The sequence below is a fragment of the Corynebacterium sp. c7Ub_26 genome, assembly GCF_053760365.1.
Window position 1 is genome coordinate 15,980 of the sequence record NZ_JBSNBL010000002.1, and the last position, 27,000, is coordinate 42,979.

General features: G+C 54.0%; 17 protein-coding genes and 1 pseudogene. 4 read left to right on the forward strand and 14 right to left on the reverse strand.

All coding sequences use genetic code 11. From position 1 onward, the window contains the following. Positions 1-249: 249 nt before the first annotated feature. The 6 genes and pseudogenes from rplT to uvrA form a co-directional block, all read right to left on the reverse strand. On the reverse strand, positions 250-630 hold the full coding sequence (rplT, locus tag ACWORE_RS03475; RefSeq protein WP_406605935.1) for a 50S ribosomal protein L20: 381 nt from the start codon (positions 628-630) through the stop codon (positions 250-252). 49 nt (positions 631-679) lie between these two features. Then, entirely contained in the window at positions 680-874 is a 195-nt protein-coding gene (gene rpmI, locus ACWORE_RS03480) for a 50S ribosomal protein L35 (protein WP_046202952.1), read from the reverse strand. 171 nt (positions 875-1,045) lie between these two features. Continuing rightward, positions 1,046-1,597: a translation initiation factor IF-3 gene (gene infC / locus ACWORE_RS03485; RefSeq protein ID WP_012731471.1), complete on the reverse strand. Its 552-nt coding sequence runs from the start codon at positions 1,595-1,597 to the stop codon at positions 1,046-1,048. Positions 1,598-2,015: 418 nt separating this feature from the next. After that, positions 2,016-3,179, reverse strand: coding sequence for a cystathionine gamma-synthase (locus ACWORE_RS03490; RefSeq protein WP_455302645.1), 1,164 nt, complete (start codon positions 3,177-3,179; stop codon positions 2,016-2,018). Positions 3,180-3,239: 60 nt separating this feature from the next. Beyond that, a pseudogene (locus ACWORE_RS03495) lies at positions 3,240-4,623 on the reverse strand (cystathionine beta-synthase). 70 nt (positions 4,624-4,693) lie between these two features. After that, positions 4,694-7,576 carry an excinuclease ABC subunit UvrA gene (gene uvrA / locus ACWORE_RS03500; RefSeq protein WP_455302647.1) on the reverse strand — a complete coding sequence of 961 codons (2,883 nt, stop codon included), beginning with the start codon at positions 7,574-7,576 and terminating at the stop codon, positions 4,694-4,696. Between the two features lie 346 nt (positions 7,577-7,922). Between uvrA and ACWORE_RS03505 the strand changes: the two genes are divergently transcribed. After that, a complete protein-coding gene (locus ACWORE_RS03505) occupies positions 7,923-8,516 on the forward strand; it encodes an MBL fold metallo-hydrolase (protein ID WP_406606055.1) in 594 nt (197 codons plus the stop codon). A gap of 100 nt (positions 8,517-8,616) precedes the next feature. Beyond that, the gene (locus tag ACWORE_RS03510; protein ID WP_455302648.1) at positions 8,617-11,040 is read left to right on the forward strand and encodes a HelD family protein; all 2,424 of its coding nucleotides are present in this window, start codon (positions 8,617-8,619) and stop codon (positions 11,038-11,040) included. Here the strand turns inward: ACWORE_RS03510 and ACWORE_RS03515 are convergent. The 5 genes from ACWORE_RS03515 to ACWORE_RS03535 all read right to left on the reverse strand — a co-directional run bounded on the left by ACWORE_RS03515 (position 11,016) and on the right by ACWORE_RS03535 (position 17,454). Continuing rightward, entirely contained in the window at positions 11,016-12,017 is a 1,002-nt protein-coding gene (locus ACWORE_RS03515; protein ID WP_455302649.1) for an alpha/beta hydrolase, read from the reverse strand. The genes ACWORE_RS03510 and ACWORE_RS03515 overlap by 25 nt on opposite strands. 137 nt (positions 12,018-12,154) lie before the next feature. Next, the gene (locus ACWORE_RS03520) at positions 12,155-12,595 is read right to left on the reverse strand and encodes a universal stress protein (RefSeq protein ID WP_012731464.1); all 441 of its coding nucleotides are present in this window, start codon (positions 12,593-12,595) and stop codon (positions 12,155-12,157) included. Positions 12,596-12,716: 121 nt separating this feature from the next. Further along, positions 12,717-14,906, reverse strand: a complete 2,190-nt coding sequence (gene uvrB / locus ACWORE_RS03525) for an excinuclease ABC subunit UvrB (protein WP_455302651.1) — start codon at positions 14,904-14,906, stop codon at positions 12,717-12,719. 119 nt (positions 14,907-15,025) lie between these two features. After that, positions 15,026-15,973: a dephospho-CoA kinase gene (gene coaE, locus ACWORE_RS03530; RefSeq protein WP_455302653.1), complete on the reverse strand. Its 948-nt coding sequence runs from the start codon at positions 15,971-15,973 to the stop codon at positions 15,026-15,028. A gap of 176 nt (positions 15,974-16,149) precedes the next feature. Continuing rightward, complete coding sequence (locus ACWORE_RS03535) at positions 16,150-17,454, reverse strand: acetyl-CoA C-acetyltransferase (protein WP_455302655.1); 1,305 nt, start codon at positions 17,452-17,454, stop codon at positions 16,150-16,152. Between the two features lie 111 nt (positions 17,455-17,565). Between ACWORE_RS03535 and ACWORE_RS03540 the strand changes: the two genes are divergently transcribed. Beyond that, complete coding sequence (locus ACWORE_RS03540) at positions 17,566-18,909, forward strand: 3-oxoacyl-ACP reductase (RefSeq protein WP_455302657.1); 1,344 nt, start codon at positions 17,566-17,568, stop codon at positions 18,907-18,909. Between the two features lies 1 nt (position 18,910). Then, positions 18,911-19,945 (forward strand): MaoC/PaaZ C-terminal domain-containing protein, encoded by a 1,035-nt coding sequence (locus tag ACWORE_RS03545; protein ID WP_455302658.1) that lies wholly within the window; start codon positions 18,911-18,913, stop codon positions 19,943-19,945. Positions 19,946-20,076: 131 nt separating this feature from the next. Here ACWORE_RS03545 and ACWORE_RS03550 read toward each other — a convergent pair whose 3' ends face one another. The 3 genes from ACWORE_RS03550 to polA all read right to left on the reverse strand — a co-directional run bounded on the left by ACWORE_RS03550 (position 20,077) and on the right by polA (position 27,000). Next, on the reverse strand, positions 20,077-22,188 hold the full coding sequence (locus ACWORE_RS03550; RefSeq protein WP_455302660.1) for a glucose PTS transporter subunit IIA: 2,112 nt from the start codon (positions 22,186-22,188) through the stop codon (positions 20,077-20,079). 279 nt (positions 22,189-22,467) lie between these two features. Then, on the reverse strand, positions 22,468-23,934 hold the full coding sequence (rpsA, locus tag ACWORE_RS03555) for a 30S ribosomal protein S1 (protein WP_046202961.1): 1,467 nt from the start codon (positions 23,932-23,934) through the stop codon (positions 22,468-22,470). A gap of 291 nt (positions 23,935-24,225) precedes the next feature. Next, the gene (gene polA, locus ACWORE_RS03560; protein ID WP_455302662.1) at positions 24,226-27,000 is read right to left on the reverse strand and encodes a DNA polymerase I; all 2,775 of its coding nucleotides are present in this window, start codon (positions 26,998-27,000) and stop codon (positions 24,226-24,228) included.

Here is a 27,000-nt window from a genome sequence, read left to right on the forward strand (position 1 = left end):
CGCACATCACTCAGCAATTCTTTTCAGTACTTGTGAATACGGCGGCCCGCTATGGGCGGTGCATCGAGCCGAAAATTCTCTCAGGAAACCAAAAATCTTGTGGTTGACCCGACTTCACTCAATATAAAGAAAACGTCGCTCTCAATGGAGCGACGAAAAACATACCCCGCCCCACAATGTACTAGCAGTGACCATCACAGGAAGTGCGATGACACACGCCGATGGTGTGGAGCCGAGGGAAGTTAAAAACTACTTCGCCGGGGCGTTAACATCCTCGGGCAAAGCGTCTTTAGCAGCCGCACACAATGCGGAGAATGCCTGCTCATCCGAGACTGCGAGATCAGCGAGGTTCTTGCGATCAATGTCCACGCCAGCAAGGCGGAGACCCTGGATGAGGCGGTTGTAGGTCATGTCGTTCTGGCGGGCCGCTGCATTAATACGAGTGATCCACAGTTTGCGGAAATCGCTTTTCTTCGCACGACGATCCCGGAACTCGTAAGTCTTCGAGTGGAGCATCTGCTCCTTAGCCTTACGGTACAGGCGGGAACGCTGTCCGCGGTAGCCCTTGGCGGACTTCAGGACCTCGCGACGCTTCTTCTTAGCATTAACTGAACGCTTCACACGAGCCACAGTGTTACTTCCTTCTATCTAGTCGGGGGTGTTATCGAGCGGGTGATTTCTAGCCCTCGCCCAGGAGCCGCTTAACGCGCTTGGTGTCGTTACGGGAAACGGAAGTATCGCCCTTCAAACGACGGGTGCGGGTCGATGGCTTGCCCTCGAGAAGGTGACGGCGATTAGCCTGCTCGCGGCGGAGTTTGCCGGAGCCCGTCTTCTTGATGCGCTTCTTAATTCCGCTGTGGGTCTTCTGCTTCACTGCCGATTTTCCTTTGCACAAATTGAATGAGTTGGTCTTGCACGCTGCCGAGATCGTCGTGAATCGATCTACGACTTCTCGGCTCACGCCACACTGGGCAGAGCACCCGCCGAAAGAAACACAAGGGAATCTCTCAGCAGCTCATGCACTGCCCTGTCGTTGTGAGAAGGACTACTTCTTACCTTTGCGACGCACAGGACCGAGAACCATAGTCATGTTGCGACCATCTTGCTTAGGCCGAGATTCAACGACGCCGGCATCGGCGACGTCATCAGCCAAGCGCTCGAGCAACCGGAAGCCTAATTCCGGACGAGACTGCTCGCGACCACGGAACATGATTGTGACCTTCACCTTGGAGCCTTTCTCCAAGAACCGGACAACATTGCCCTTCTTAGTCTCATAATCATGATCGTCGATCTTGGGCCGGAACTTTTGTTCCTTGACGACGGTCTGCTGCTGGTTGCGGCGAGATTCGCGAGCCTTTTGTGCCTGCTCGTACTTGTACTTGCCGTAATCCATGATCTTGGCCACAGGTGGTTTTGCACGTGGCGCAACCTCGACAAGATCAAGATCGGCGTCATAGGCGAGCTTGCGAGCATCGTCGGTACGCACGATTCCAACCTGTTCGCCACTAGGACCAACGAGTCGAACTTCGGGGACACGAATTCGCTCATTAATGCGAGCTTCAGCGCTGATGTGAGACTCCTCAATAGGGATGAACATTGACTGGTCTGGCCGCACTGACGTGCTACAAGCGCTGGATAAACCTTTGAACCGGACTTACAGGCATTTTCACGAATGCGCATAATGCACGAGTGCCAACACCTGAGGAGTAGGTTCCTTTGCTGCGCCATAAAAGAATCCCCGCTTTACAGATTCACTCTGTAAGACGGGGATGCCACCAAGGCCCAACACATAAGTTCTGAGCGTAAGCCAGAACTTATCGGTAACCTTCTACCAGAGTCCAACCTTTTGGCGGTCACGTGGTGGGAGCATCCTCCGCTTGCAGCCCGCGTGGATTTCCACCACGTCGGACGGTCGTGTTGATCAGGATAGCAGGGTCGTGGACTACTACCAAATCTTTAGCTAATCGTTCCAGGGATGCGTCGATTGAAGGTGTGCTACCGGCCAGGTGTGGTAACTAGTCAAGTGCCTGCAATAGGTCGGCGATAAGGTCTTCGGCAGATTCTAGGCCAACCGAAAGTCGAACTAAATCATCAGGAACTTCCAGCACTGATCCCGCTGTCGACGCGTGAGTCATGGCTGCCGGATGCTCGATCAGTGATTCGACGCCGCCAAGCGATTCGGCGAGTGTAAAGACCGATGTGTTCTTGCATAGACGCTGTGCCGCATCGTGGTCAGCGAGTCGAAGAGAGACCATGCCGCCGAAGTGAGACATTTGAGCAGCGGCGACCGCGTGCCCGGGATGGCTCTCCAACCCTGGATAAATGACCTCTTTAACCGCTGGGTGATCAGCTAAATGATCAGCTATAGCCTGGGCATTCGCGCTGTGTCGCTCCATCCTGACCGGCAGGCTCCTCAACCCGCGCAGTGTAAGGAATGAATCGAAGGGCCCAGCAATCGCACCGGCTGAATTCTGCAGGAAAGCGACCTCATCATCGACGGCTTGATCAGATGTCAGTACTGCCCCGCCGACCACATCGGAGTGCCCACCAATGTATTTCGTGGTCGAATGGACGACGATATCTGCGCCGAGGGATAACGGTTGCTGCAAAGCCGGAGTAGCAAACGTATTGTCAACCACCAACCGAGCGTTCACGCTGTGCGCGACTTTAGCCAGAGCAGGGATATCCGCAATGGTCAGCAGTGGATTGGTTGGGGACTCAGCCCATACCAGCCGCGTCCGATCAGTAAGCGCGGATTGCACCTCATCGAGATCGTTAATTGCCACTGGTGTGTAATCGATCCCCCACTTCGCAAAAATCTTGTCAATGAGGCGGAATGTTCCGCCGTATGCGTCATTGGGGATGATGATGTGGTCGCCGGGTTTGAGCATAGCCCGCAAAACTGCATCACTAGCCGCCATTCCGGAGCCAAAGGCACGCCCATACTTGCCCCGCTCTAGCTCAGCGATTGCTTTTTCTAATACAGTGCGGGTTGGGTTTCCCGTCCTGGAGTACTCGTAACCGCCGCGCAGTCCACCGACTCCGTCTTGGGCATAGGTAGACGTTGCATAAATAGGTGGGTTAACTGCTCCAGTTGCGGCTTCCGGCGTCCACCCTGCGTGAACGGCAGATGTCTCCAATCCTCGGTCTCGAGTCTCTCCCTTATCTATGTCACTCATGTTTTCCTTTCTTCAGAACGTATTGGTTTTATTCCCACTTGGCTTCGCTCTTTGTATGCTTTACTTTTTGGCGAAACCAAGCAGATCTTGACGAGTTACCACTCCAACCGGAACACCATCAGCGAGAACCATCAGTGAATCCACACTTTCTAGTTGCTTGATAGCTTCAGATGCTCTCTCTTGATCGCCGACGAGGGGCATGGCGTCCTCCATCACGGACGACACCGAATCCGACAACGAATGACCATCCTCGTACACAGCTCGTAGCAGGCCTCTTTCAGTGACAGCGCCACGAATTTCCCCCACGACAATCGGAGGTTCGGCCCCTAGGACTGGCATCTGCGATACGTTGAATTCCCGGAAAATATTGATGGCATCACGGATGGTCTCATTCGGGTGAGTATGAACGAAAGCGGGAAGCAACGAGGCTGAATCATTCTTACGACGAAGGATGTCGGCTATCGTCGGCTCTTCTTGTTCACGGGGGCGTCCGGTATCAAAACCATACGAAAGCATCCACTCGTCATTGAAAATCTTGCCTAAGTATCCCCGGCCACCGTCAGGCAAAAGAACAACAATTTTGGCGTCCGGATCCCGTTGAGCAACCTTTATTGCGGCAACAACGGCCATTCCCGACGATCCACCGACTAATAGTCCTTCTTCCCTTGCTAGGCGACGCGTCATCGCAAAGGCTTCAGCATCGGTCACGGAAATGATCTCATCGGGGAGGTTGCGGTCGTAGGCGTCGGGCCACATATCCTCACCGACTCCTTCGATGAGATACGGGCGTCCGGAACCACCCGAATAAACCGAGCCCTCGGGATCAGCACCAATGACTTTGACTGCTCCGTCCGAAACCTCTTTGAGGAAACGACCCGTGCCCGTAATTGTTCCACCGGTGCCCACTCCCGCTACGAAGTGAGTAATTTTCCCGTCAGTGTCCCGCCAAATCTCTGGCCCGGTGGATTCATAATGGCTAGCCGGCCCATTGGAGTTGGAATACTGATCGGGTTTAAAGGCTCCAGGTGTTTCGGAAACGAGACGATCTGACACCGAATAATTACGAGTCAGGACTATCGGGCTCTACGGCCGTCGGGCAGACGACGACTTCAGCACCGTAGGCACGAAGGACATCAATTTTGTCTTTTCCCACTTTGTCGGGGCAAACAAAGATGCACTGATATCCGCGCTCTTGGGCAACCATGGCTAAACCGACTCCGGTATTTCCCGACGTCGGTTCAATAATGGTTCCGCCGGGCTTGAGTTTTCCCTCTTTCTCCGCAGCATCGATAATCTTTTTCGCTATGCGGTCCTTAGAACTTCCGCCCGGGTTAAGGTATTCAATTTTGGCAGCAACTAAGCCTGCTCCATCCGGAACAACAGACTGCAACTGCACTAGGGGCGTATCACCAACTGCCTCAGTGATGTGTGTCAACAATTTCATGGGATCGAGTATAGAAACCCCGATCCCAATCATTTAGACCGACCGGTCTGTAGCTCGGCCGTAGCTCTAATTAATTACTGTTTCCAGGGAGCATATCGGCCAAATACTTCGCGGTATAGGAACCGGTTTCTTCCCGACGCTCCACGAGATCTTCAGGCGTCCCCTGATCAACGACACGTCCACCGCCGGCACCGCCCTCTGGCCCCATATCGATGACCCAATCCGCCATCTTGATGACATCTAGGTTGTGTTCGATAACGATAACGGAGTTCCCTTTGTCGACGAGACCTTGAATCACGAGCATAAGCTTCCGAATATCTTCAAAATGCAACCCGGTCGTTGGCTCATCAAGGATATAAACCGTCCGCCCACGAGAGCGTTTTTGCAGTTCGGAAGCTAATTTAACGCGCTGAGCTTCACCACCGGACAACGTCGTTGCCGACTGTCCCAAACGGACATAGCCCAAACCGACGTCGACAAGAGTCGCGAGATACCGGTGGATAGAGGTGATCGGTTCAAAGAAGTCGGCAGCCTCAGAAATGGGCATGTCGAGGACTTCGGCAATGTTTTTGCCCTTATATTTGACCTCAAGAGTTTCCCGGTTATACCGCGCGCCATGACAGACTTCACACGGAACATACACGTCGGGGAGGAAATTCATTTCAATCTTGATTGTCCCGTCGCCTCGACATGCTTCGCACCGTCCGCCTTTAACATTGAATGAAAAGCGACCGGCTTTATAGCCGCGCACTTTTGCCTCTTGTGTTTCGGCGAAAAGATTACGAATCTTGTCAAAAACTCCTGTATATGTCGCAGGATTTGACCGCGGTGTCCGGCCAATCGGACTCTGATCAACCTGCACCAACTTGTCCAGCTGATCCAACCCCTCAATCCGACGGTGACGGCCTGGAACGACGCGGGCACCATTCAAATCTCTCTGCAGTGTCGATGCGAGAACACCATTCACCAAGGACGACTTACCTGACCCCGATACCCCAGTGACGACGGTTAAAACACCGAGTGGGAAAGACACATCGATGTTTTTTAGATTATTTTCCTTAGCCTCAATGACTGTGATGTGACGGTCTTTATCAAGTTCTCGGCGCTTGTCCGGGACGGCCAACACCCGCCGACGGGATAAATAGTCAGCGGTTAACGAGTTCTTACACTTCTCGATGCCATCCGGTCGGCCCTGATAGACCACTTCCCCACCATATTCACCAGCACGAGGACCAATATCGACCAGCCAATCCGCTGTTCGAATTGTTTCTTCATCGTGCTCGACAACGATGAGAGTATTTCCAAGATCGCGAAGCTGTTCCAGAGTGGCGATCAATCGTTGATTATCGCGCTGATGGAGGCCAATCGAAGGCTCGTCAAGAACGTAGAGGACGCCCGCCAGACCTGAGCCGATCTGTGTCGCTAAGCGAATACGTTGAGCTTCTCCGCCTGAAAGGGTTCCAGCCGAACGAGATAGTGAGAGATACTCAAGTCCGACGTCGAGAAGGAAAGTCAGTCGCGCCTGCACTTCCTTGAGTACTCGGCCGGAAATCATTTCCTCACGGGAGGAGAGCGTTAACGAATTTAAGAACACCGAAGCGTCAGAGATAGATAAATCACTAAGCTCCGCGATGGATAGCTCCTGATTGGTACCATCCGAAGAATCTCCGGCAATCTTGACCGAGAGGACCTCCGGCTTTAAACGAGCTCCATGGCACTTCGGACAAGGCACCTCACGCATATATGCCGTGAACCGCTGCTTTTGCGAATCAGACTCTGCCTGGTCTATCCGCCGATGAAGGAATGGCATGACCCCTTCAAACGGCGCGCTATATTTCCTTACCCTCCGATAAGCATTGCGATAACGAATGGAAATCTGATGATTCGATCCATGCATAATCGTCCGCTTCTGAGACGCAGTAAGGTCTTTCCACGGCGTGCTCGGAGAAACCCCCAACTGCTGGGCTATTGCCTCCACCATTTTTGAATAGAACGTTGAATGGTTACTCACCCACGGCGCGATCGCTTCCACCAGTGGCTTCGTATCGTCAGGAATCACTAACGATTCATCAACAGTCAGCTTGCTCCCCAACCCATCGCATTCGGGACAAGCTCCGTATGGCGAGTTGAACGAGAACGTTCTCGGTTCCAGTTCATCAATGGCTAGTGGATGGCCATTTGGACATGCCATTTTCTCACTAAAACGTCGGAAACGATACGGATGATCATCATCTAAGGAGACAAAATCAAAGATGACTACCCCATCAGCGAGATTCAATGCGGTTTCGACAGAATCAGTTAACCGCTGCTTCTGAGTCGGCTTCACTGACAGACGGTCAATAACAACTTCGATATTATGTTTGACCTGTTTTTCCAATTTAGGGACATCGGAAATGTGATAAGTCGTTCCATCTACACGGACACGAACATATCCCTGTGCTGAAAGGTTCTCGAATAAGTCAACAAACTCCCCTTTTCGTGTCCGCACAACCGGAGCCAAGATTTGGAATCGGAGTCCTTGCTCCATATCCATAATCTGGTCAACAATTTGTTGCGGCGTCTGGCGCTCAATAACCGCACCACAGGTCGGGCAGTGCGGGATGCCGATGCGCGCATAGAGAAGCCGGAGGTAATCATAAACTTCGGTGATCGTCCCCACCGTTGAACGCGGATTATGGTTCGTTGACTTCTGGTCAATGGAAACAGCCGGTGAGAGTCCCTCAATAAAATCGACCGCCGGTTTCCCCATCTGGCCAAGGAACTGACGGGCATAAGAGCTCAATGACTCGACATAACGACGCTGCCCCTCAGCAAAAATCGTATCGAAGGCAAGGGATGATTTACCGGATCCGGATAAACCCGTGAAAACGATGAGTTCGTCTCGAGGTAAATCGATATCAACACCTTTTAAGTTATGTTCACTGGCTCCCCGGACGATCAGTCGATCTGCCACAGATTTCCCTTCTTATACCGCTCATTAATGGTTTGTGAAACGAATACCGCGCTATTCTACGACCTGTGCAGGCCACCCCGCACACAACGTCACGAAAAAGACCTAGGGTGGACGCATGAGCACTTCCAACAACACTCCGGAAAACTCGGAAACGCCACACGCAGACACGAATAACACGGCAGCTCGTACCAACGAACATATAGTTTTTGGCTCGTACACAGGGCATATTGACGGCCCTCGGCAAGCTCAACGATTGGTCTATGAGGCCCCACCTCAAACCCGCGATGGACAGCCCACCTCATCCGAGGCAAGCGTCGTATCCGTTATCAAAACCTCCGTCGGATCCATGGACAATTCCTGCTATCTTCTGGCACTGAATAAGGATGCGGTCCTCATTGATGCGCCAACTGACGCGCCTTTTCTCCTTGATCTCGCCGATGCCGCGGGTGTGAAGATAACGGACGTTATCACTACACATTCACACTATGATCACGTCGGAGCCCTCCAAGAGGTTCTCCAGCAGACTGGGGCACGACATCATGCGTCCGCCGGGGATGCATCTGATTTACCTTCCGATGCTGACCGCGTCGTCAAGGATGGAGAAAGGTTCGACCTTGCCAGTGAGAAGCTAGCTGGTCTTCACTTGTCCGGCATTACTCTCCATGGCCACACGCGTGAGGGCCTGGCCATAGCCTTTGACCCGCAATCCTCACTCGGCATTGAAGCGCCCGTTCACGTTTTCACTGGCGATTCCCTTTTCCCCGGCGGGGTCGGAAAAACGTCATCACCGGAAGCCTTTAACCGTTTATTAGACGACGTCACCCACAAGCTCTTCGATGTGTATGATGGGTCAACCTGTATCCACCCGGGTCATGGGGACGATACGACACTGGGTGCCGAATATCCTCATCTCGCCGAATGGCGTGAGCGTGGGTGGTGATCAACGCAACCCACCCCGTGGGCGAACAGTTCTCACGCCCATGGGGTAAATCCGTCACGAATGATTACTTCGAAAGACCCCTACGTTTATTGGAGAGAATGTGGGAACCCCCACGACCGACTCTGAACAATCCGCCATCGCCTATGAGCAGCGTGTTCTCGACTCACTCTTCACCTATGTCGATCGTGAACGTCGACTCTCTGAGGAGAAACTGAGTTCAGTCCTACGCCGGCGTACTCATGATCCTCGTGGCCTCGTCGAGCGAGAAACGGCATATAGCACGTTGCATGATCGGCTTACCATGCTGTCCTCAGCCGAAATTGGCCTGTGTTTCGGCCGTATCGATGTTATCGAAACCGATGGCGAGGAACCGGAAAACCCATCTCCTGACAACCCTGAGCTGGATCGACGCTATATCGGGCGGATCGGGTTGTCCGATAAGGATGACGATTATCGGACTCTCCTCATGGATTGGCGCGCCCCGGGGGCACGACCTTATTACTTGGCGACGACTGCACACCCGGAAGGTGTGGCCCTACGACGCCACTTGCGGACGAACGGGCGCACGGTAACGGGAGTCACCGACGAGTATCTCGACGCTGAAGCACTCGACACAGGTGGCGTTAACACGGATTCATCCCCACGCGGTGCTGGCGATGAATCCCCGCTGCTTTCAGCGCTCAACGCCGCCCGCACCGGGCATATGACCGACATCGTCGCAACAATTCAGCGTGAGCAAGATACCATCATCCGTGATCCTTACCGTGGAGTCACGGTTGTGGAAGGTGGCCCCGGAACTGGGAAAACGGCGGTAGCCCTTCACCGTGTCGCATATCTGCTGTACACATGGCGAGACGTCCTCTCTCCCACCGGCGTGTTAGTCATCGGGCCCAATAGGACATTTATCGACTATATTTCCCGCGTTCTTCCGACGCTGGGTGAAGGTGGCGTTGTCCTGTCGACTATCGGGGATCTCTACCCCGGAGTAACGTCGTCGCGAATTGACTCTGAGCTCAGTAGAGAAGTCAAAGGATCCATTGAAATGGTGGAGATCTTGACTAATGCCGTGAAGAACTATCAGCTCGTTCCAGACCTAACAACGTCGTTAAGTGTGGATGGGCATCACTTGGACGTCACGCCCGCAATGGTTCGAGCTGCGCGAACACGGGCTCGTCGTTCGCGAAGAGCGCACAACCAGGCTCGCGGTATTTTTCAAGACAAATTCCTAGACCTTCTTGCCGACGCCTTCGCCGATCAAATTGGCGAAGACCCGTTAGGCGGGAACAATCTCCTCGATGCCGGCGACCGGGTTGCGCTGCGGGAAGACTTGGAAGAGGAGACTGCAGTCATAGAATTGATGGATAGTCTGTGGCCCGAGCTGGATCCGATCGACGTGCTTGCAACCCTCTTCAGTGACGAGAGCGCGCTGCAACAAGCGACCAATGATTATGACGATCTCACGCGTGAGGCTCTCCGCAGAGCGGACGGGCGGAGCTTTTCCACCTCAGATGCTGCTCTTTTGGATGAGCTCGCAACGATTATTGGCCTTGCTGATATCGACGAGCAGAGAGCGAAGGAAGAGCGCGAGCGATCCAAACGTATAGCTGAGGCGCAGGACGCCCTCGATATTTTGGCTGGGTCGGCGTCCCAAGACGTTGATGATCAATTCGATCCCGAAATACTCATGGCCTACGACATCCTCGATGCTGCTGCGCTGGCGGAACGCCAACGTGTCCGGGATGATCGGACGACGGCCGAGCGTGCTCAGGAAGACCGACTGTGGTCCTATGGGCACGTCGTCGTTGATGAAGCGCAAGAGCTCTCCGCGATGGAGTGGCGGATGGTGATGCGTCGATGCCCTAACCACTGGATGACCTTGGTAGGCGACACCGCGCAAACAGGAAGCCCAGCTGGGGTGGAATCATGGTCGGACACGCTGGAGCCGTTCGTCCAGTCGCGGTGGCATCATCATCGACTGACGATTAACTACCGGACTCCCAAAGAGATCACCGACGTCGTTGACCACATACGCCATCATGTGGCGCCTGGTATGTCCTCCGATACTGCTATTCGTTCGAATGGCCGACGGCCCACGATGGTGTATGTACCCGAACTCGAATCGTGCCGTGCCACTAATGCTGAAAGCGCGCACCATGAGTTGACTGATTCGGATCACGGTCGCGTTCGAACCCCTGTTGTCGACAAACTGCAACATGTCATTTCTGATGTTGCAGGAGCCATATCATCAGATCGTACGATTGCGATTGTCACTGCGGCAAACAACCCTGATCTTCAATCCTGCATTGACCAGGCTGTACACCAATCAGACCTGGATCAATCAGTGAGTATCTTGGATCCGTCGGAAACGAAAGGGTTGGAATTTGACGAAGTAATCATCATCGAACCTGAAGATATTGCATATACAGCGGTCCAGGGATTTCAGGATCTCTATGTTGCTGCCACACGGGCGACCCAGGGGCTCACCGTTGTGTACTCGGGTCAGCCGATGTTCGAAAGCGCTTGATTCATCGCACCTTGATCCCAGGTCATCCGTGACCAGGTGTCCCAACCGTGAACGCCTATAGGATTCAGACGGTAGTCAATATTGACCCCTGCTGCGCGGGCTTGGGCGACGAATTCCGCGGTTTGGACGGTCGCCCCGGCTTCCATGGGGATACCTTCAGTGACGGCGCCGACCAGGTTATCGCCGTAATCGGCAAGAGGATTGATCACACCTGAAGCCGACGTGACGATGATAGGCATCGTCAAATTCTGTAGATTCTCCGATGGATTAGCCGCCCGTCGATTAGCCAGATTGAACCAGGGCACCGTGTTGACGCCCTCCGTCAGGAGAGGTTGGAGATCTGTGGTTAACCACTGGTCGGGCATCCTGGAATCGTAGAAACCGGACATGGCGAGAACGCTCCGGTAAAAATCGGGGCGTTGAGCTGCCAAGCTCAACGCACCCCAGGCTCCCGCCGAGATGCCGGTGACTAGAGTATGCCCGGCTCCCCCACCTGGAACCCCGAAATTGGTGGCAAGATATGCGGGTAATTCTTCAGAAAGAAAAGTCTTATATTTGAATACCCTGCCATCAGCAGTGGGATGATCCCAGTCGGTATAGAGGCTTGCCGAGTCCCCCGCCGGGAATACCAAGGTGGCATCCGCCGAGTCCATGTGCTCTAAAGCGTGCCCTTCGGTCAGCCACTCGTTCGTGTCATTTTTAATGCCCATTCCACCCAGGAACTGGACCACACGTGGGTTATTGGCAGTATGCGAGGGCCGGATGACTACGGAAATGTCTCGGTTCATCGCGGCGGAATGAACAGAACACTTCACAGCCGCATTCGCAAAAGGGGCACACGCTTGCCCCGCTGGAGCAGCTGACGCATGGGGCGACGATTGTGGCGCTTGCAAAGCCGGCACACACACCATCGATGCTGCTAAAACAGCACCATACAAACGTCGGCGGGTACTACGAAACAATCCAGTGGGGAGCATGCGTCGATCTTATAACGAAGAAACCCCACGGCAAGGAGACGCTTTATTTTGGCACCCAATCAGGTGTAGTGGACTAGATGCCAATCCCGGCCAGTCACGACGTACCGGCTTCGTCTACATCATGTTTTAGCTAAGTCTTAGTCAACCGTGTGGACGATCATGACATCGCAATTTGATTGACGAGCCACGTCGGCTGGAACCGATCCCAACAATCGTCCGGTCAGAGAGTTAATTCCTCGGTTTCCCACCACCAGGAGATCGGCGTCGACCTCTTTCACGATGGCCATGAGCGCTTCGACCGGTGTTCCCTTCCGAACTGCCGTTTCAATGTTGGTTGCACCGACCCGGCGCGCCGCTTCTACCGCACTTTCCAGGTTTTTACGTGCGGGGTCGTCGCCAAGGACGGTAACGGAATCTTGGCGGAGGGTCTTCGAGGCTTCTTCTTGGTTTTCGTAGTAGGCGCAACCGATGGTTACTGTGGCGTCCAAGGCCGCTGCGATTTCGGCTGCTCGCTCGACTGCGAGAAGCGACGACTGAGACCCGTCTGTACCAACAACGATTGTCGAGTATTTGCTCATTTCTACCTTCCCAACCTCATTTGTCGACGATGTCGACAGTACCCTTAGCTTTTATGTTACGTCACTTCGTTGTACTTCACTCAGTGACATTGTGCAGGCTGAAGCCAATGGGCTGTTGACACTATTCAACTCCGGCTTCGGTGATTTCCTTGAGTTCTTTCTTGACACCAACGAGTTCGTCGCGGAGACGCGCCGCTAGTTCGAATTTCAGGTCTCTCGCGGCGTCGCTCATTTGTCGGGTTAAATCGTCGCGGAGACGAACAAGGTCGTCACGGGTCATTTCCGTGTAATCCGGTTCTTGGTCCCCGGCCAGTGCAGCGTCGGACGTTAATGAAGAGGCTGACTGAGCCTTCTGACCATTCGCGTTAGCAGACGTTTGTGCTCCGCCTCCGGCAGTCGTTGTACCAGCGGACTCGTGTTCGTCAGCTTCGCTCTCGTTGTCATAGACCTGATCGAGAATGTCGGCAATTTTCTTCCGCAACGGCTGAGGATCAATGTTGTGCTCTTTGTTAAAAGCGATCTGCTTTTCCCGACGTCGCTCAGTTTCATCAATTGCCTGAGCCATGGAATCGGTGACAGTATCCGCGTACATGTGGACTTCGCCGCTGACATTTCGGGCGGCACGGCCGATGGTCTGAATCAAGGACCGCGTGGAACGTAGGAATCCTTCTTTATCGGCATCGAGAATGGAAACGAGGCTCACTTCGGGAAGATCGAGCCCCTCTCGCAAGAGGTTGATTCCGACGAGAACGTCGTATTTTCCAAGCCTTAAGTCACGGAGAAGCTCGACGCGCTGCAGCGTATCGATGTCCGAATGGAGATAACGAACGCGAATTCCGGCGTCCGCCAGGTAATCCGTGAGATCTTCAGCCATTTTCTTGGTCAAGGTCGTGACGAGAACTCGTTCATTCTTATCTGTTCGTTGACGGATTTCTTCCATGAGGTCATCGATTTGGCCCTTCGTGGGTTTAACCACGATCTTGGGATCGACGAGACCTGTGGGGCGGATGACCTGTTCAACATATTCACCACCAGCGGCTTCCAACTCATAATCGCCGGGGGTAGCGGACATGTATACGCATTGACCTTTCCGCGCATCGAACTCATCCCATGTCAAAGGCCGGTTATCGATGGCACTAGGTAGGCGGAAGCCGAAATCAATGAGGTTTCTCTTGCGCGACGCATCTCCCTCAAACATTCCACCGATTTGAGGAACCGTGACGTGGGACTCATCGATAATCGTCAAGAAGTCCTCTGGGAAGTAGTCGATCAGCGTTGCCGGAGCACTACCTGCCTCACGTCCATCGATATGGCGTGAGTAGTTCTCGATTCCTGAGCAGAACCCAACTTGTTCAATCATTTCCAGATCGAACTCTGTTCGCATTCGCAACCGTTGAGCTTCGACAAGCTTCCCTCGATTTTCAAGATCTGCTAATCGATCTTTCAATTCCGCTTTAATAGCTTCCTCAGCCTTCGCCATACGCTCGGGTCCAGCCACATAGTGTGTTGCCGGGAAGATTCTTAATTGATCGTGAGTGTCGATCACTTCCCCAGTCAAAGGATGGATCGTATGGAGGCTATCGATCTCGTCTCCGAAGAATTCGACACGAACGCCCACTTCTTCATAGGCGGGAATAATATCGACGACATCTCCTTTGACCCTGAATGTGCCACGTGTAAATGCAACATCATTACGCGTGTATTGGACATCAACCAACAATCGGAGGAATTGATCTCGATCGACTTCCTCTCCGACGCGAAGAGGGATAGACCGGTCTAAGTACGACTGCGGAGTCCCTAACCCGTAGATACACGACACCGAACTCACAACAACGACATCGCGCCGGGATAGAAGATTAGACGTGGCTGAGTGTCGTAAGCGCTCAACGTCTTCGTTAATCGAGGAATCTTTTTCGATATACGTGTCAGTTTGCGCGATATAGGCTTCTGGTTGGTAATAGTCGTAGTAGCTGACGAAGTATTCGACCGCGTTATTGGGCAGCAGTTGCCGTAGCTCATTGGCTAGCTGAGCTGCCAAAGTTTTATTCGGGGCCATAACTAATGTTGGTCGCTGTTGCTTCTCAATGAGCCATGCGGCCGTCGCAGACTTTCCTGTACCCGTCGCCCCCATCAAAACAACGTCGCGCTCACCGCGACGAAGCCTTTCATCAATTTCCTTAATGGCCTGGGGTTGGTCTCCCGCCGGCTCGTAATCGCTAACAACCTCAAAAGGTTTGCTCGTCCGCTCGATGTCACCGACTGGACGAAACTCTGATTGCGAAAGGATGGGATGTTCTGCAGCGAATGCCATAACCGCGAGTGTAACCCTCATTCCCCGATGACGCGGTTTCGCACTAGACCATGGAAATGATCACGAACGATCCCAGCTAAGCAGCAGAACCATTCCCGAAACTAACCCATCCGTCGCGGTTACAAGCGGATAATTGCCGGGTCGATGGGGTCCCCGCTCTTCCACACGTCGAGGGGATACTCGGTGTCATCGGTCTCACGGCGGTCGTCGCCCCCCGGCTGGCGGCTAAAGCCCAGCCATGAAAGCTTTTCACGAGTACTCTCATCCACTCCAGCGGAGCCCCCTTCGCCGGGAGCGTGCCGGGATACTGATGCAAACAGTGGCTTATCAGGATCCCCACCAAACTCAGCGTCTGTTTCAGGCCCGAAGACCCATTCAACCCGGCGTCGGAAGCGTTGCTGACGACCTTGAAGGTGGAACAGCACGAGACCGTCCGTCTCACGGCTGGCACTCTCATCCTGTTCAGTCACACGCCCCCATTGAGCCAAACGGGAATCCCATAATCTATCCACCGGTTCCAGAAGCTGATCGGGCGTGCCTGAGTTATCCACAATGACGTCGGCGGATGGAGTTCGGTCTGCATCCGACAACTGCGCGCTGATCCGGTGCCGTGCATCATCTTCGTCGAAACCCCGGTGCGCCACCAGGCGTTCAACTCGCGTGCCTTCGTCGGCTGTCACGACCACAACCAAACCACACATCCGGTCCAGGTTGTTCTCGATCAACAAGGGCATATCAAACACGACGATTGACGCGTCGGCAGAAGCACGAAAGAGTTCATATGCCCGCTCATGAATCCGTGGGTGCATGATAGCGTTCAACGCTTTCGTGCGGTCCTCGGACACAAACGCGCGCCGGGCCAGCTCTTTACGGTCCAGAGACCCATCGCTCATGAGAATGTCGGAACCGAATTCTTCAGAGAGCTCCGATAAAGCGGGTTCTCCAGGTTGCACAATCTCACGGGCTATTTTGTCGCCATCGACGACAATCGCTCCGTGATCTGACAATCTCTTTGCGACAGTGGATTTACCTGAGCCAATACCGCCCGTGAGTCCAACCACAACCACTTTTGCTCACTCTTTCATGCGTTTCTTAACCGTGACCGCCAAGGCTGGGGTCGTCACGTCCTTGACCAACCCTCGACTGTCAAGGCCAACACCTTGTCTACCGAGACCGCACACAGCCTCAGAGGCCGACAACGGATTCCCTGCTTGGTGGAATAAACACCTAGCAAGAACAAGGATTACCGTTCGAGAATCGCGGTCACACCTTGACCGCCCGCAGCACAAATGGATACCAATGCGCGGCCTGATCCCTTCTGCTCCAACAGCTTGGCCGCCGTCGCTAAGAGACGACCGCCAGTTGCCGCAAACGGATGGCCAGCTGCCAAAGACGAACCCTTCACATTCAGCTTGGACCGATCGATGGCACCCAGCGGCTCGTCCAAGCCCAAACGCTGCGAACAGTATTCCGGAGACTCCCACGCCGCGAGCGTCGCCAACACCTGAGAGGCAAAGGCTTCGTGGATCTCGTAGAAATCGAAGTCCTGGAGCGTCAGCCCATTACGACGCAGTAACCGCGGAACCGCGTAGGTCGGGGCCATCAACAGCCCGTCGGGCGTTAACCGCCCGCGTCCATGAACAAAGTCGACGGCGGCTGTTTCGGAGTCAACAAGGTGCGCCCTAACAGGGAGATTGTGCTGCTCCGCCCAGTCCTCGGACGCTAACAAGACCGCAGAGGCGCCATCGGTGAGCGGTGTGGAGTTTCCGGCAGTCATCGTTGCCCGCACGCCGTGACGTTCGGCATCCTTCTTACCGAACACAGGCTTGAGCTTTGACAGTTTTTCCACCGTGGAATCCGGCCTCAAGTTGTTATCTCGGCTCAGCCCCAGGTACGGCGTAATGAGATCATCAAAGAAGCCTTCGTCATAAGCAGCAGCAAGTTTCTGATGACTTGAAGCAGCAAACTCATCCTGCTGCTGGCGAGAAATTCCCATCTCACGCGCAGTAATGGCCGCATGATCCCCCATCGACAGACCTGTTCTGGGCTCCCCATTGCGTGGCTGCTCAGGAACAAGGAGTTGTGGCCGAATCTTCCCCAAAAGCTGGAGCCGCTGCCCCGTCGTTTTGGCTGTCGAGGCCTTAATCAACAGCTTCCGGAGGTCATCGTTCAGCGCGATTGGCGCGTCGGAAGTTGTATCAACACCACCAGCGATGCCGGAATCAATGCGCCCCAGCGATATTGCATCTGCCACTTGAATCGCTGCGGCTAGCCCCGTGCCACATGCCTGCTGGATATCAAAAGCTGGCGTATCCGATGCCAAGTGGGAACCAAGGACACATTCTCTGGTCAAATTGAAGTCGCGCGAGTGCTTAAGTACTGCTCCCGCGGCAACCATCCCTAAACGCTCATCCTGCAGATGGAACCTGCTCACCAATCCATCGATGGTGGACGTCAGCATATCCTGGTTGGACGCATTTGCGTACCGCCCATTCGAGCGCGCGAACGGAATACGGTTTCCGCCGATAATTGCTACCTTACGAGTCATAGGTTGCCCCTCTCTGAGATTCATATCACTAAAACTCTCTCATATTGTGTATGTTCACCGTAGGCTAATTGAACAGAAACTCGTAAAACGTATCCACGAAGGGATCTTTACATGGCTGACAGTTACGCGAAGTTCGTCAATTCAGGGGCAGGATCGCTGCTCGCGTCGAAACTTGGATTACCTAAACCGGAAAAACTCCGCCGGTTTGAGCCTGGCCAACCCCCTGTAAACGGGCCCATCATCGTCACGGGATCCGGGTCACTGGCATCCTCCATCCGGGAGCTTCTCGAGCCGGCGTACACCATCATCGACACTCGAGACGACGGCTCCCCCGCGACTGATGGGAAAATCGCTGGCCTCGTTATCGACGCCACGGGCTTCACCACCCCTGCCGATTCGCTCGAGTTGTATGAAACGGTGAATCCGGTCATTCGAAAGTTAGCTCCGTGTGCACGCATCGTCGTCATTGGGCATAACCCCGAGAGCACGACGACTGCGGCGGCGCACGTCGCCCAGCGAGGACTCGAAGGTTTTACTCGCTCGCTGGCTAAAGAAATGCGGAGGGGCGCAACTGTCCAACTGGTCTACACCGACCTGAACACCCCACTGAGCAGTCTCGAATCCACATTGCGCTTCCTGCTATCCGGGAAATCTGCCTACGTCGACGCTCAGGTGATCCGGCTGAACGAAGCCTCATCTCCCTCGGTTGACTGGGACCAGCCCCTTAAAGGAAAGATTTCTGTCGTCACGGGTGCGGCCCGCGGAATTGGAAAGACGATCGCGCAAACTCTCGCGCGCGATGGTGCCCACGTGATTTGCGTCGATATTCCCGCTGCAGGGGAAGCGCTGGCTGAAACCGCAAATGAGGTCAACGGAACGTCCCTCGGCCTCGACGTGACTGCGCCCGACGCGGCCGACACCCTTGCGCGCCATGTCAAAGAACGGCATAAGACCGGTATTGACATCATCGTCCACAATGCCGGAATTACTCGCGACAAGACGATGGCTGGTATGGACGACGCTCGTTGGAAATCTGTGATGGCCGTCAATATCACTGCCCCGCTGACAATCACGGAACGTCTTCTCGAGCTCGGGGCTATTAACGACAACGGCCGAGTTATTGGGGTCTCTTCCATGGCAGGTATTGCCGGCAACAGAGGGCAAACCAACTATGCCTACAGCAAGGCCGGAGTCATCGGTTTCGTCGACTCGTTTTCCGAGTCCGCCGGCCACGGAATCACCGTTAACGCAGTCGCGCCCGGTTTCATCGAAACGCAGATGACCGCGGCGATTCCGGTCGTTACCCGCGAGGTCGGGCGTCGGCTGAATTCTCTGCAACAAGGTGGGCTGACCATTGACGTTGCAGAAACGATTGCATACTTCGCGTCGCCCGCGTCGGAAGCGATTAACGGCAACGTTATCCGCGTGTGCGGACAGTCAGTCTTGGGGGCATAACGTGAACGCATCATCTAGTAACGGAACCTTCCCCGGAACGACACACACCACCGCTTCCCAGTCGGCTGCGACCACTGACGGCGTCGACAATGATTCTCTGAGAGAGAAAACCATTGTTGAGCTCGACAGAATCCCATCACTTGGGGATGAGTACCGACGAGCATTGCGCGGACTTCTTCCCGGCGTCCCGTTCCTTTCGAACCGTTCGTCTAATGACAAAGGTTCGGCGGCTACCGCCCCTTCTCACGAGTATCGCGTCAATGGGGTCACGATCGATGCCACGAATCTTGCTGAATACTGCGCTGCATGTGGCCTTCGTATCAGCAACGACATGCCGCTGACGTATCCGTATGCGGTGACTTTTCCCCTCGTGATGAATGCGATGAACTCGCCGGATTTTCCGTTCCCGGCAGTCGGGACTATTCACATTCGCAACGTCATCGAGCAGTATTCCCCCATTGCAGTGACAGACAGCATCGATGTGGCGGTGTACACGGAATCGTTGCGACGTCACCGTCAAGGTTTACTGATAGACATCATCACCGAAGTGCGTCGCTCGTCGGCACCCGACGACGTGGCCTGGCGGCAACGATCAACCATGCTGTCGAAGGGCAATGCTCCCGACGTTCAACTCCCTGACGATAACTATTCACGAATGAGCGTTGATCTTCCGGAGGACCCGACGACGATCATTCGAGTGTCGACCTCGGACATTAAGAACTACGCCAGTGTTTCGGGCGATAAAAACCCGATTCACGTCTCCAGGTTGGGGGCTAAGGCGTTCGGTTTCCCTGCGACCATTGCTCATGGGATGTGGAGTGCCGCTTCATTATTGAGCGTCGTCGAGGGCGAAATTCCTACTCGGGCGCGCTACACCGTGGAGTTCGGTAAGCCGATTATCCTTCCTGCCGTCCTGGCGGCATATTCCTCCCGCCACCCGCAGAATGACTCAAACGGGCTTTCATGGGATTTGCGCTATTGCAGTGCGAAGGATTCGTCGAAGATCAATGTGACTGCTCAATTGTCAGAAATCTAAGCGGCCCGTCGTGTAATGGCGGGACACACAAAGAACCCCCGGCAGGGTTCCACAATCGACGAGATCGTGGACATCCTATGCCGGAGGTTATCTGTCTCAATACGCGAAACGTGGTGGTCCGCTAGGATGGCTTACGCTTTCACGTCTTGGTTCTTACCTTCCTGAGATTGCTTGTCTTGTGTGCTTTCTTTTGGAACCAGGTTCAAGAGGTCTTCCCCATGGAAAACTTCGCCAGTCGCAATCGTGTCGACTCCGCCGATCCTCTTCCAGTTCGTGATGAGAACCGGGGTGACATCTGGGTGACCGGCCTTCGCAATCTTTTCTTTGTCAAAGGTCATGAGTTTTTGCCCGGCCGATACGCGGTCTCCGCGCTTAACGAATGACTCGAAGCCTTCGCCTTTCATCTCGACCGTATCGACACCGACGTGAACGAGGAGATCCACACCGAAGTCGAGTTTGACGCCAATCGCGTGTCCTTGAACAGCGAGGATCTTTCCGTCGCCGGGGCTATAAATGGTGTCGCCTGATGGCTCAATAGCGACCCCGTGGCCTACTGCTCCAGCTGCGAAAGCGGGATCGGGTACATCTTTCAAGGGCACAATGGTTCCGTCAAGAGGAGCAACCAGTACTGAGGTTTCCGTGAGAACTGGGCGCTTCTTCTTCGTCGTAGTCGACGTCGCTTGGGCCTGCGATGACTCAGTCTGAGTTTCGGATCCTGCCGCGGCCCCGGCTGGAACAGAAGATGCTGCAGACGAAGCCGAAGCTCCCTCGGTCTGGTTAGCAGCTGCCGCATTGTCTGCTTCTTCATCAGCGGTAATCTTTGCCCGAACTTCTTCCTTCTCTTCCTTTGAGCGGTAGTCGAAGAAGACAACCAGGAAGAATGAGGTAAAGAATGCTACTGCGATACCAATGGTGTATCCGAGCCAGGGTTGGAATGCCGGAATCGTCAAGATCGAGGTAAAGACGAAGGCATTAGCTTTGATGTTGAAGATGCCCATGACCACGCCACCTGTAAAACAGCCAGCAAGTAACCGCGGATACGTCTTCTTGAATCGAAGAACAATACCGTACAACGACGGTTCGGAAATTCCACCAAGAAGACCTGCCATCAATGCACCGAGGGAGACCTGTTTCATGGCCTTATTGCGTTCACGGAATGAACGGTAGAGAACACCCGCAACCAATCCGAAGCACGCGAAGTTCCAGGCACCCATGGGGCCTTGGATGAAGTCGTAGCCGAGGGAGTTGATGTTCTGGATCATGACGGCGTTCAACGGCCAGTGCAATCCGAGGGGCACAATGAACGGGTACAACAGCGGAACAACGACGGACAGAATAAACGGCGAGAAGTCATTGATGGCTTTAAGGGCGTTTGAAATACCGTTACCCAAGCCAATACCGAAGGGGCCAAGCAAGAATGCTGTGGCTGGGATCATGATGATCAGCGAGAAGAATGGCACGAATACCATTTGGACCGCTTCAGGGATGATCTTCTTCAGGCCTTTTTCAACCCAGTACAATGCGATGGCCGCGATCAACGGCGGGAAAACCTGACCGCTGTATTCGTTCAACACCATCGGAAAACCGAAGACGTGAACGACGTCTTCGCGGTTACCTAAGCTCATGAACTCCGGGCTCATGAGGGCAGCAGGAATAGCTGCGCCAACCCATTCGTTAGCGCCTAGTTTCCGAGCAGCTGTCGCGCCCACCATGATCGGCAGGAAGTAGAACACCGACTGGTACATGGCGTGCATGAACTGGTATGTCGGCGGTTGATTCTCTGCACGGAAATCCTGAATCCCCATCGTGTCGAGGAGGACGAGGATCGTGATGATCAGCGAAGCTCCGAGAAGAGCCCACAGGATTGGCCGGAACGTGTCAGAGAGGAACTCGAATGCGTAGTCGACCCAGCCGAACTTTCCGCGAACTCCTCCGTATTCCTTCTTGGAGGACTTTTGCCGATTGCCGCCGCCTTCAGCACTTTCCGCAACACCCGGGAGCTTGATCAACTCCTGGTAATAATTGGCGACTGTTCCCCCCATGACGACCTGCAGCCCGTTGTACCCCTGAGGAACAACACCGAGTACTGATCCATTCTCGTCGAGGGCTTCTGTATTCGCTTGTGACCGATCATTCAACTGGAACCGCAAGCGAGTCGCACAATGCGTCACTGACGCTATGTTATCCGCCCCACCGATATTATCCAGGATGAACCGTGAGGTGGTTTCGGTTTGCGAAGCCATCACAATCCTTTCGCATTTATGTCCGATTATGTCTGTTCGGACTGTGTCCGAGATAATCGGACCCCCTATATGCTTGGTTTAATAGTGATTCTTTGTGAGGCTCGCCACAACTTGTGGTTATTAGTTACAAACCACACTATCGGGATTGATGATGACCACCGATCGCAAAAATCCCCCTATCCGCACTGGGATAGGGGGATGAACCATAGTAAGGACTCTGTGGTCGTGAGGCTGGGTTTAAGAGCCTGTTTTTAGCCCGAACGTGTTATCAATTCAGGACTAGTTTTCTCCACCGGCGAGCTTCTCACGCAACTTCGCAAGCTGCTCATCAGAAGCCAAGGAACCGGAGTCATCTGCAGCGCTCTGCTCAGCTGGCGCGGAGTCACCCTCAGACTCGGACGAGTAACCCGAGGCTGCGGCTTCCTTCGCCTCTGCGGCACCGGCACGGTGACGCTCGATCTGGGCGGTGTGCATCTCGTGACGGCGCTCCGACTCCGCGTACCGAGCTTCCCACTCGGCCCGCTGCTCTTCGAATCCTTCGAGCCATTCGTTGGTCTCGGGATCGAAGCCTTCGGGGAAGATGTAGTTCCCCTGCTCGTCGTAAGAGTCGGCCATTCCGTACTTCGACGGATCGAACTCTTCGGTGTAGTCTTCGTCGGCCTGCTTGAGGGAGAGGGAAATACGGCGACGCTCGAGGTCGATGTCGATGACCTTGACCATGACTTCTTCGCCGACGTTGACGACCTGATCCGGAACTTCCACGTGGCGTTCTGCCAGCTCGGAGATGTGGACCAGACCCTCGATACCCTCTTCGACGCGGACGAACGCACCGAACGGAACCAGCTTGGTGACCTTACCGGGAACAATCTGGCCGATAGCGTGGGTCCGGGCGAAGACTCGCCACGGATCTTCCTGGGTGGCCTTGAGCGACAGGGAGACGCGTTCGCGATCCATGTCGACATCGAGGACCTCGACGGTGACCTCATCGCCAACAGCGACAACCTCGGACGGGTGGTCGATGTGCTTCCAGGACAGCTCGGAGACGTGAACCAGACCGTCGACGCCACCAAGATCGACGAATGCGCCGAAGTTGACGATAGAGGAAACGACGCCCTTGCGTACCTGGCCCTTCTGGAGCTGGTGCAGGAACTCGGAGCGAACCTCGGACTGGGTCTGCTCAAGCCATGCACGACGAGAGAGCACAACGTTGTTGCGGTGCTTGTCGAGCTCGATGATCTTCGCTTCCAGCTCTTGGCCGATGTACGGCTGAAGATCACGCACGCGACGCATTTCAACCAAGGATGCGGGGAGGAACCCACGAAGACCGATATCGAGAATCAAGCCGCCCTTAACGACCTCAATAACGGTGCCGGTGACGGGCTCATCCTTCTCTTTAAGTTCTTCGATAGTGCCCCAAGCGCGCTCATATTGTGCACGCTTCTTCGACAGGATCAAACGACCTTCTTTGTCCTCTTTGGTGAGAACAAGAGCGTCGATCTCATCGCCGACCTCAACAACTTCGTTGGGGTCGATTTCGTGCTTGATGGACAGCTCACGTGAAGGGATGACACCTTCCGTCTTGTATCCAATATCAAGAAGAACCTCATCGTGATCAATTTTGACCACAGTACCCTCGACGATGTCACCATCGTTGAAGTACTTGATGGTGGAGTCGATGGCAGCGAGGAAGTCCTCAGTGGAGCCAATGTCATTGACGGCTACCTGAGGGGTTGTAGAAGTGGGCATATGTTAAGTGCTCCGAAACGGATTGTAATCGAAAAACGGACAGGAACGAGCGAGTCACGCATGTAAAGAGCCATTCCGTTTCGCGAAGGCTCTTTACATGTTTAACCCCTTGTATTCTCCTACCAACAGTGTGTTCCCGGGGCTATACCTGGGTCGTCAGTTGGACTATCGCGACCATATACAACCGAATCAACGTCGATAAGAAAAGGGAAACAAGAGGCGGACACACGCGCGTACTAGAATTTATCTCATTTTCCCTGCACTGGCAAACTTTCCGCTGGTGGAATACTACTAATGACCCGCTTCATTCCAATCAGAGCCAACTGCCATTCCAACCTCGAGCGGGACGGCAAGTTCAATAGCCTCATCCATTTCTCTCTGGATAATGCCTCTCACCTGCTCAAGCTCCCCTTTTGCGACCTCGACGTCAAGCTCATCATGAACCTGAAGTAGTACTCGCGATGCCAATTCCTCCTGCTTCAACGCAGCATCAACGCGAATCATCGCGACCTTGATGATGTCTGCTGCTGTGCCCTGAATCGGAGCATTCAGGGCTGCACGTTCGGCATTCTCTCTAGCCTGCCGATTCATGCTGGTGAGGTCTGGGAGATAGCGCCTTCTCCCCAACATTGTAGAGGTATAGCCATCCTTCCGCGCACGATCAACAACGTCATTTAGATATCGCCTCACGCCCCCAAACCGTTCAAAATACTTAACCATAATTTTCTTAGCCTCTCTCACAGAAATATCCAGTTGTTGAGAGAGGCCATATTCCGACAGTCCATATACAAGGCCGTAGCTCAACGCTTTTACTCGACGTCGTAGCTCAGGGGTTACCTCGTTGACCGGCACGTCAAAAACCTGCGAACCGACGAAATTGTGCAGGTCTTCACCACCGCGGTAAGCCTCAATAAGGCCTGAATCCTGCGAGAGATGTGCCATAACACGCATTTCGATTTGCGAATAGTCTGCGGTTAATAAAGCTTCATATCCCTCACCTGGAACAAATGCCGCACGTATTTGACGCCCTTCCTCCGTACGGACCGGAATATTCTGAAGATTAGGATCAGTTGAAGACAAGCGCCCCGTTGCAGTCGCAGTTTGGTTGAACGTCGTGTGAACACGCTCATCCGACGCGATCGCTTTAATTAGCCCATCAAGAGTGCTGACCCTTTTTTGATATTCCCGATGTGCCAGAAGATGGTCGAGGAACGGGTGCGGGTGCTTCTCAGCTAGTTGCTCGATGGCTTTAGCTGCAGTCGAATAACCCGTCTTTGTCTTCTTCGTCTTAGGCAGTTCCAACTTATCGAAGAGGACCTCTTGTAATTGTTTCGGACTTCCTAGATTTAATGTAGGCATATCGACAAGAGCACGGGCTTCCTCAACCTCTTTGGCCAATTTTTCGGCTGTTGAATCCCTCAACGCTGTCATGCGTTCTCTGTTAACCTTAATTCCGGCGTGCTCCATGCCAAACAAAATGGGGACGAGTGGGATCTCAAGGTTTTCGTAAATTGAGTACAAGCCCGCATCATCGAGCTTCCTTGCCAGTTCTGCGGCAAGCTCTAGAGGGGCTTCCGCATTATCAGCCAACTTCGCCCACTCAGGCCACGGAATCCCGGTAACTGATCGGTCGTCCTCACCGTCCGATGACAGATCTCCTACTGCTAACGACATTTGCCGCCGAGAATGGTGTTCTTCCTCCCATGACATGACGTCGCTGTCATAGAGGTCTCGTCCAAGATGGCGTCGCACAGCACTCTGCAGGTCGAAGCCCGCGAGGTCAGGACGGATTAAGTACGAGGCGAGCCTCGTGTCATGTTCAATGTTTGTAGCGGTAAATCCTTCGCTACTTAACATGTGAAGAAAACCCTTGCCATCGTGTATCACGATCGGGCGGCCGGGATCCTGAAGCCATTCCTTCAACGCCTTCCGGTCATCATCCGTCGTCCGACTCATGTTGATGATCGCCGTTTGTTTACCCTGCGTGATAGCCAGGGCCTTCATACTTGGCGAAGATGGGAGCTTGCTTCCCAACGCTGCGACCCCGGCGGGTTTGTGATCAGCGGCTTCCTCTAACCAATGGCGGATCGCCCCTTTCTGCAGGCCTACACGTTCATACGACACGCGCTCATGACGGTTGTCATTCTCCACTGAGCCACCTTGTGTGGGAATGACCGAAAATACTCTCTCTCGGAGGTTGGTTCCGAACTGAATATCGTCGAAGAAGTCGTTCACGTCATTTCTCGCCAGCGGGCGAATTTCGCAGTCCTCAGGGCTGCAATTGATGGGGAGATCACGGACCATTTCGGTAAGCTCGCGGGCTTGGATCACCGTGTCAATATCCCGCCGAAGTGCATCTCCGACTTTTCCGCCAATGTCGTCGATATTGTCAATTAAGTTATTAAGGGAACCGTATTTATTTATCCATTTTTGAGCTGTCTTAGGCCCGACCCCTGGTACTCCTGGCATATTGTCAGAGGTGTCGCCCCGTAAAGCTGCGAGGTCCGGATACTGTGTCGGCGTAACCCCATATTTTTCTTCAACAGCCTCGGGAGTAAACCGAGCGAGATTACTAACACCACGGAGCGTGTACAGCACGGTGACATCATCGGTAACGAGTTGCAGTGAATCCCGGTCGCCGGTGCAGATATAGGTGTCAAATCCCTGCTTGTGCCCCTGTGTAGCGAGGGTCGCAATGACGTCATCCGCTTCGTATCGTTTGTAATCGACGGTAGTGATACCAAACATTTTTAAAGCCTGACGAATGAGCTCAATTTGTCCTTTAAATTCTGGAGGCGTTTCCGGACGTTGGGCTTTATAGTCAGCAAATTTTTCAGATCGAAAAGTGGGACCAGCCAGGTCAAAAGCTGCAGCAACATGGCTAGGCTTTTCTTGTTCGAGAAGGGTCGTCAGCATGGATATGAAACCATATACAGCATTAGTGTGCCGGCCTGACGAATCAGTAAACTTGTCAGCCGGTAACGCATAAAAAGCGCGGAAAGCCAGAGAGTGGCCGTCGAGAAGAAGCAACTTCTTCTTATCCTCAACCTCGTTGGCAGACACCAT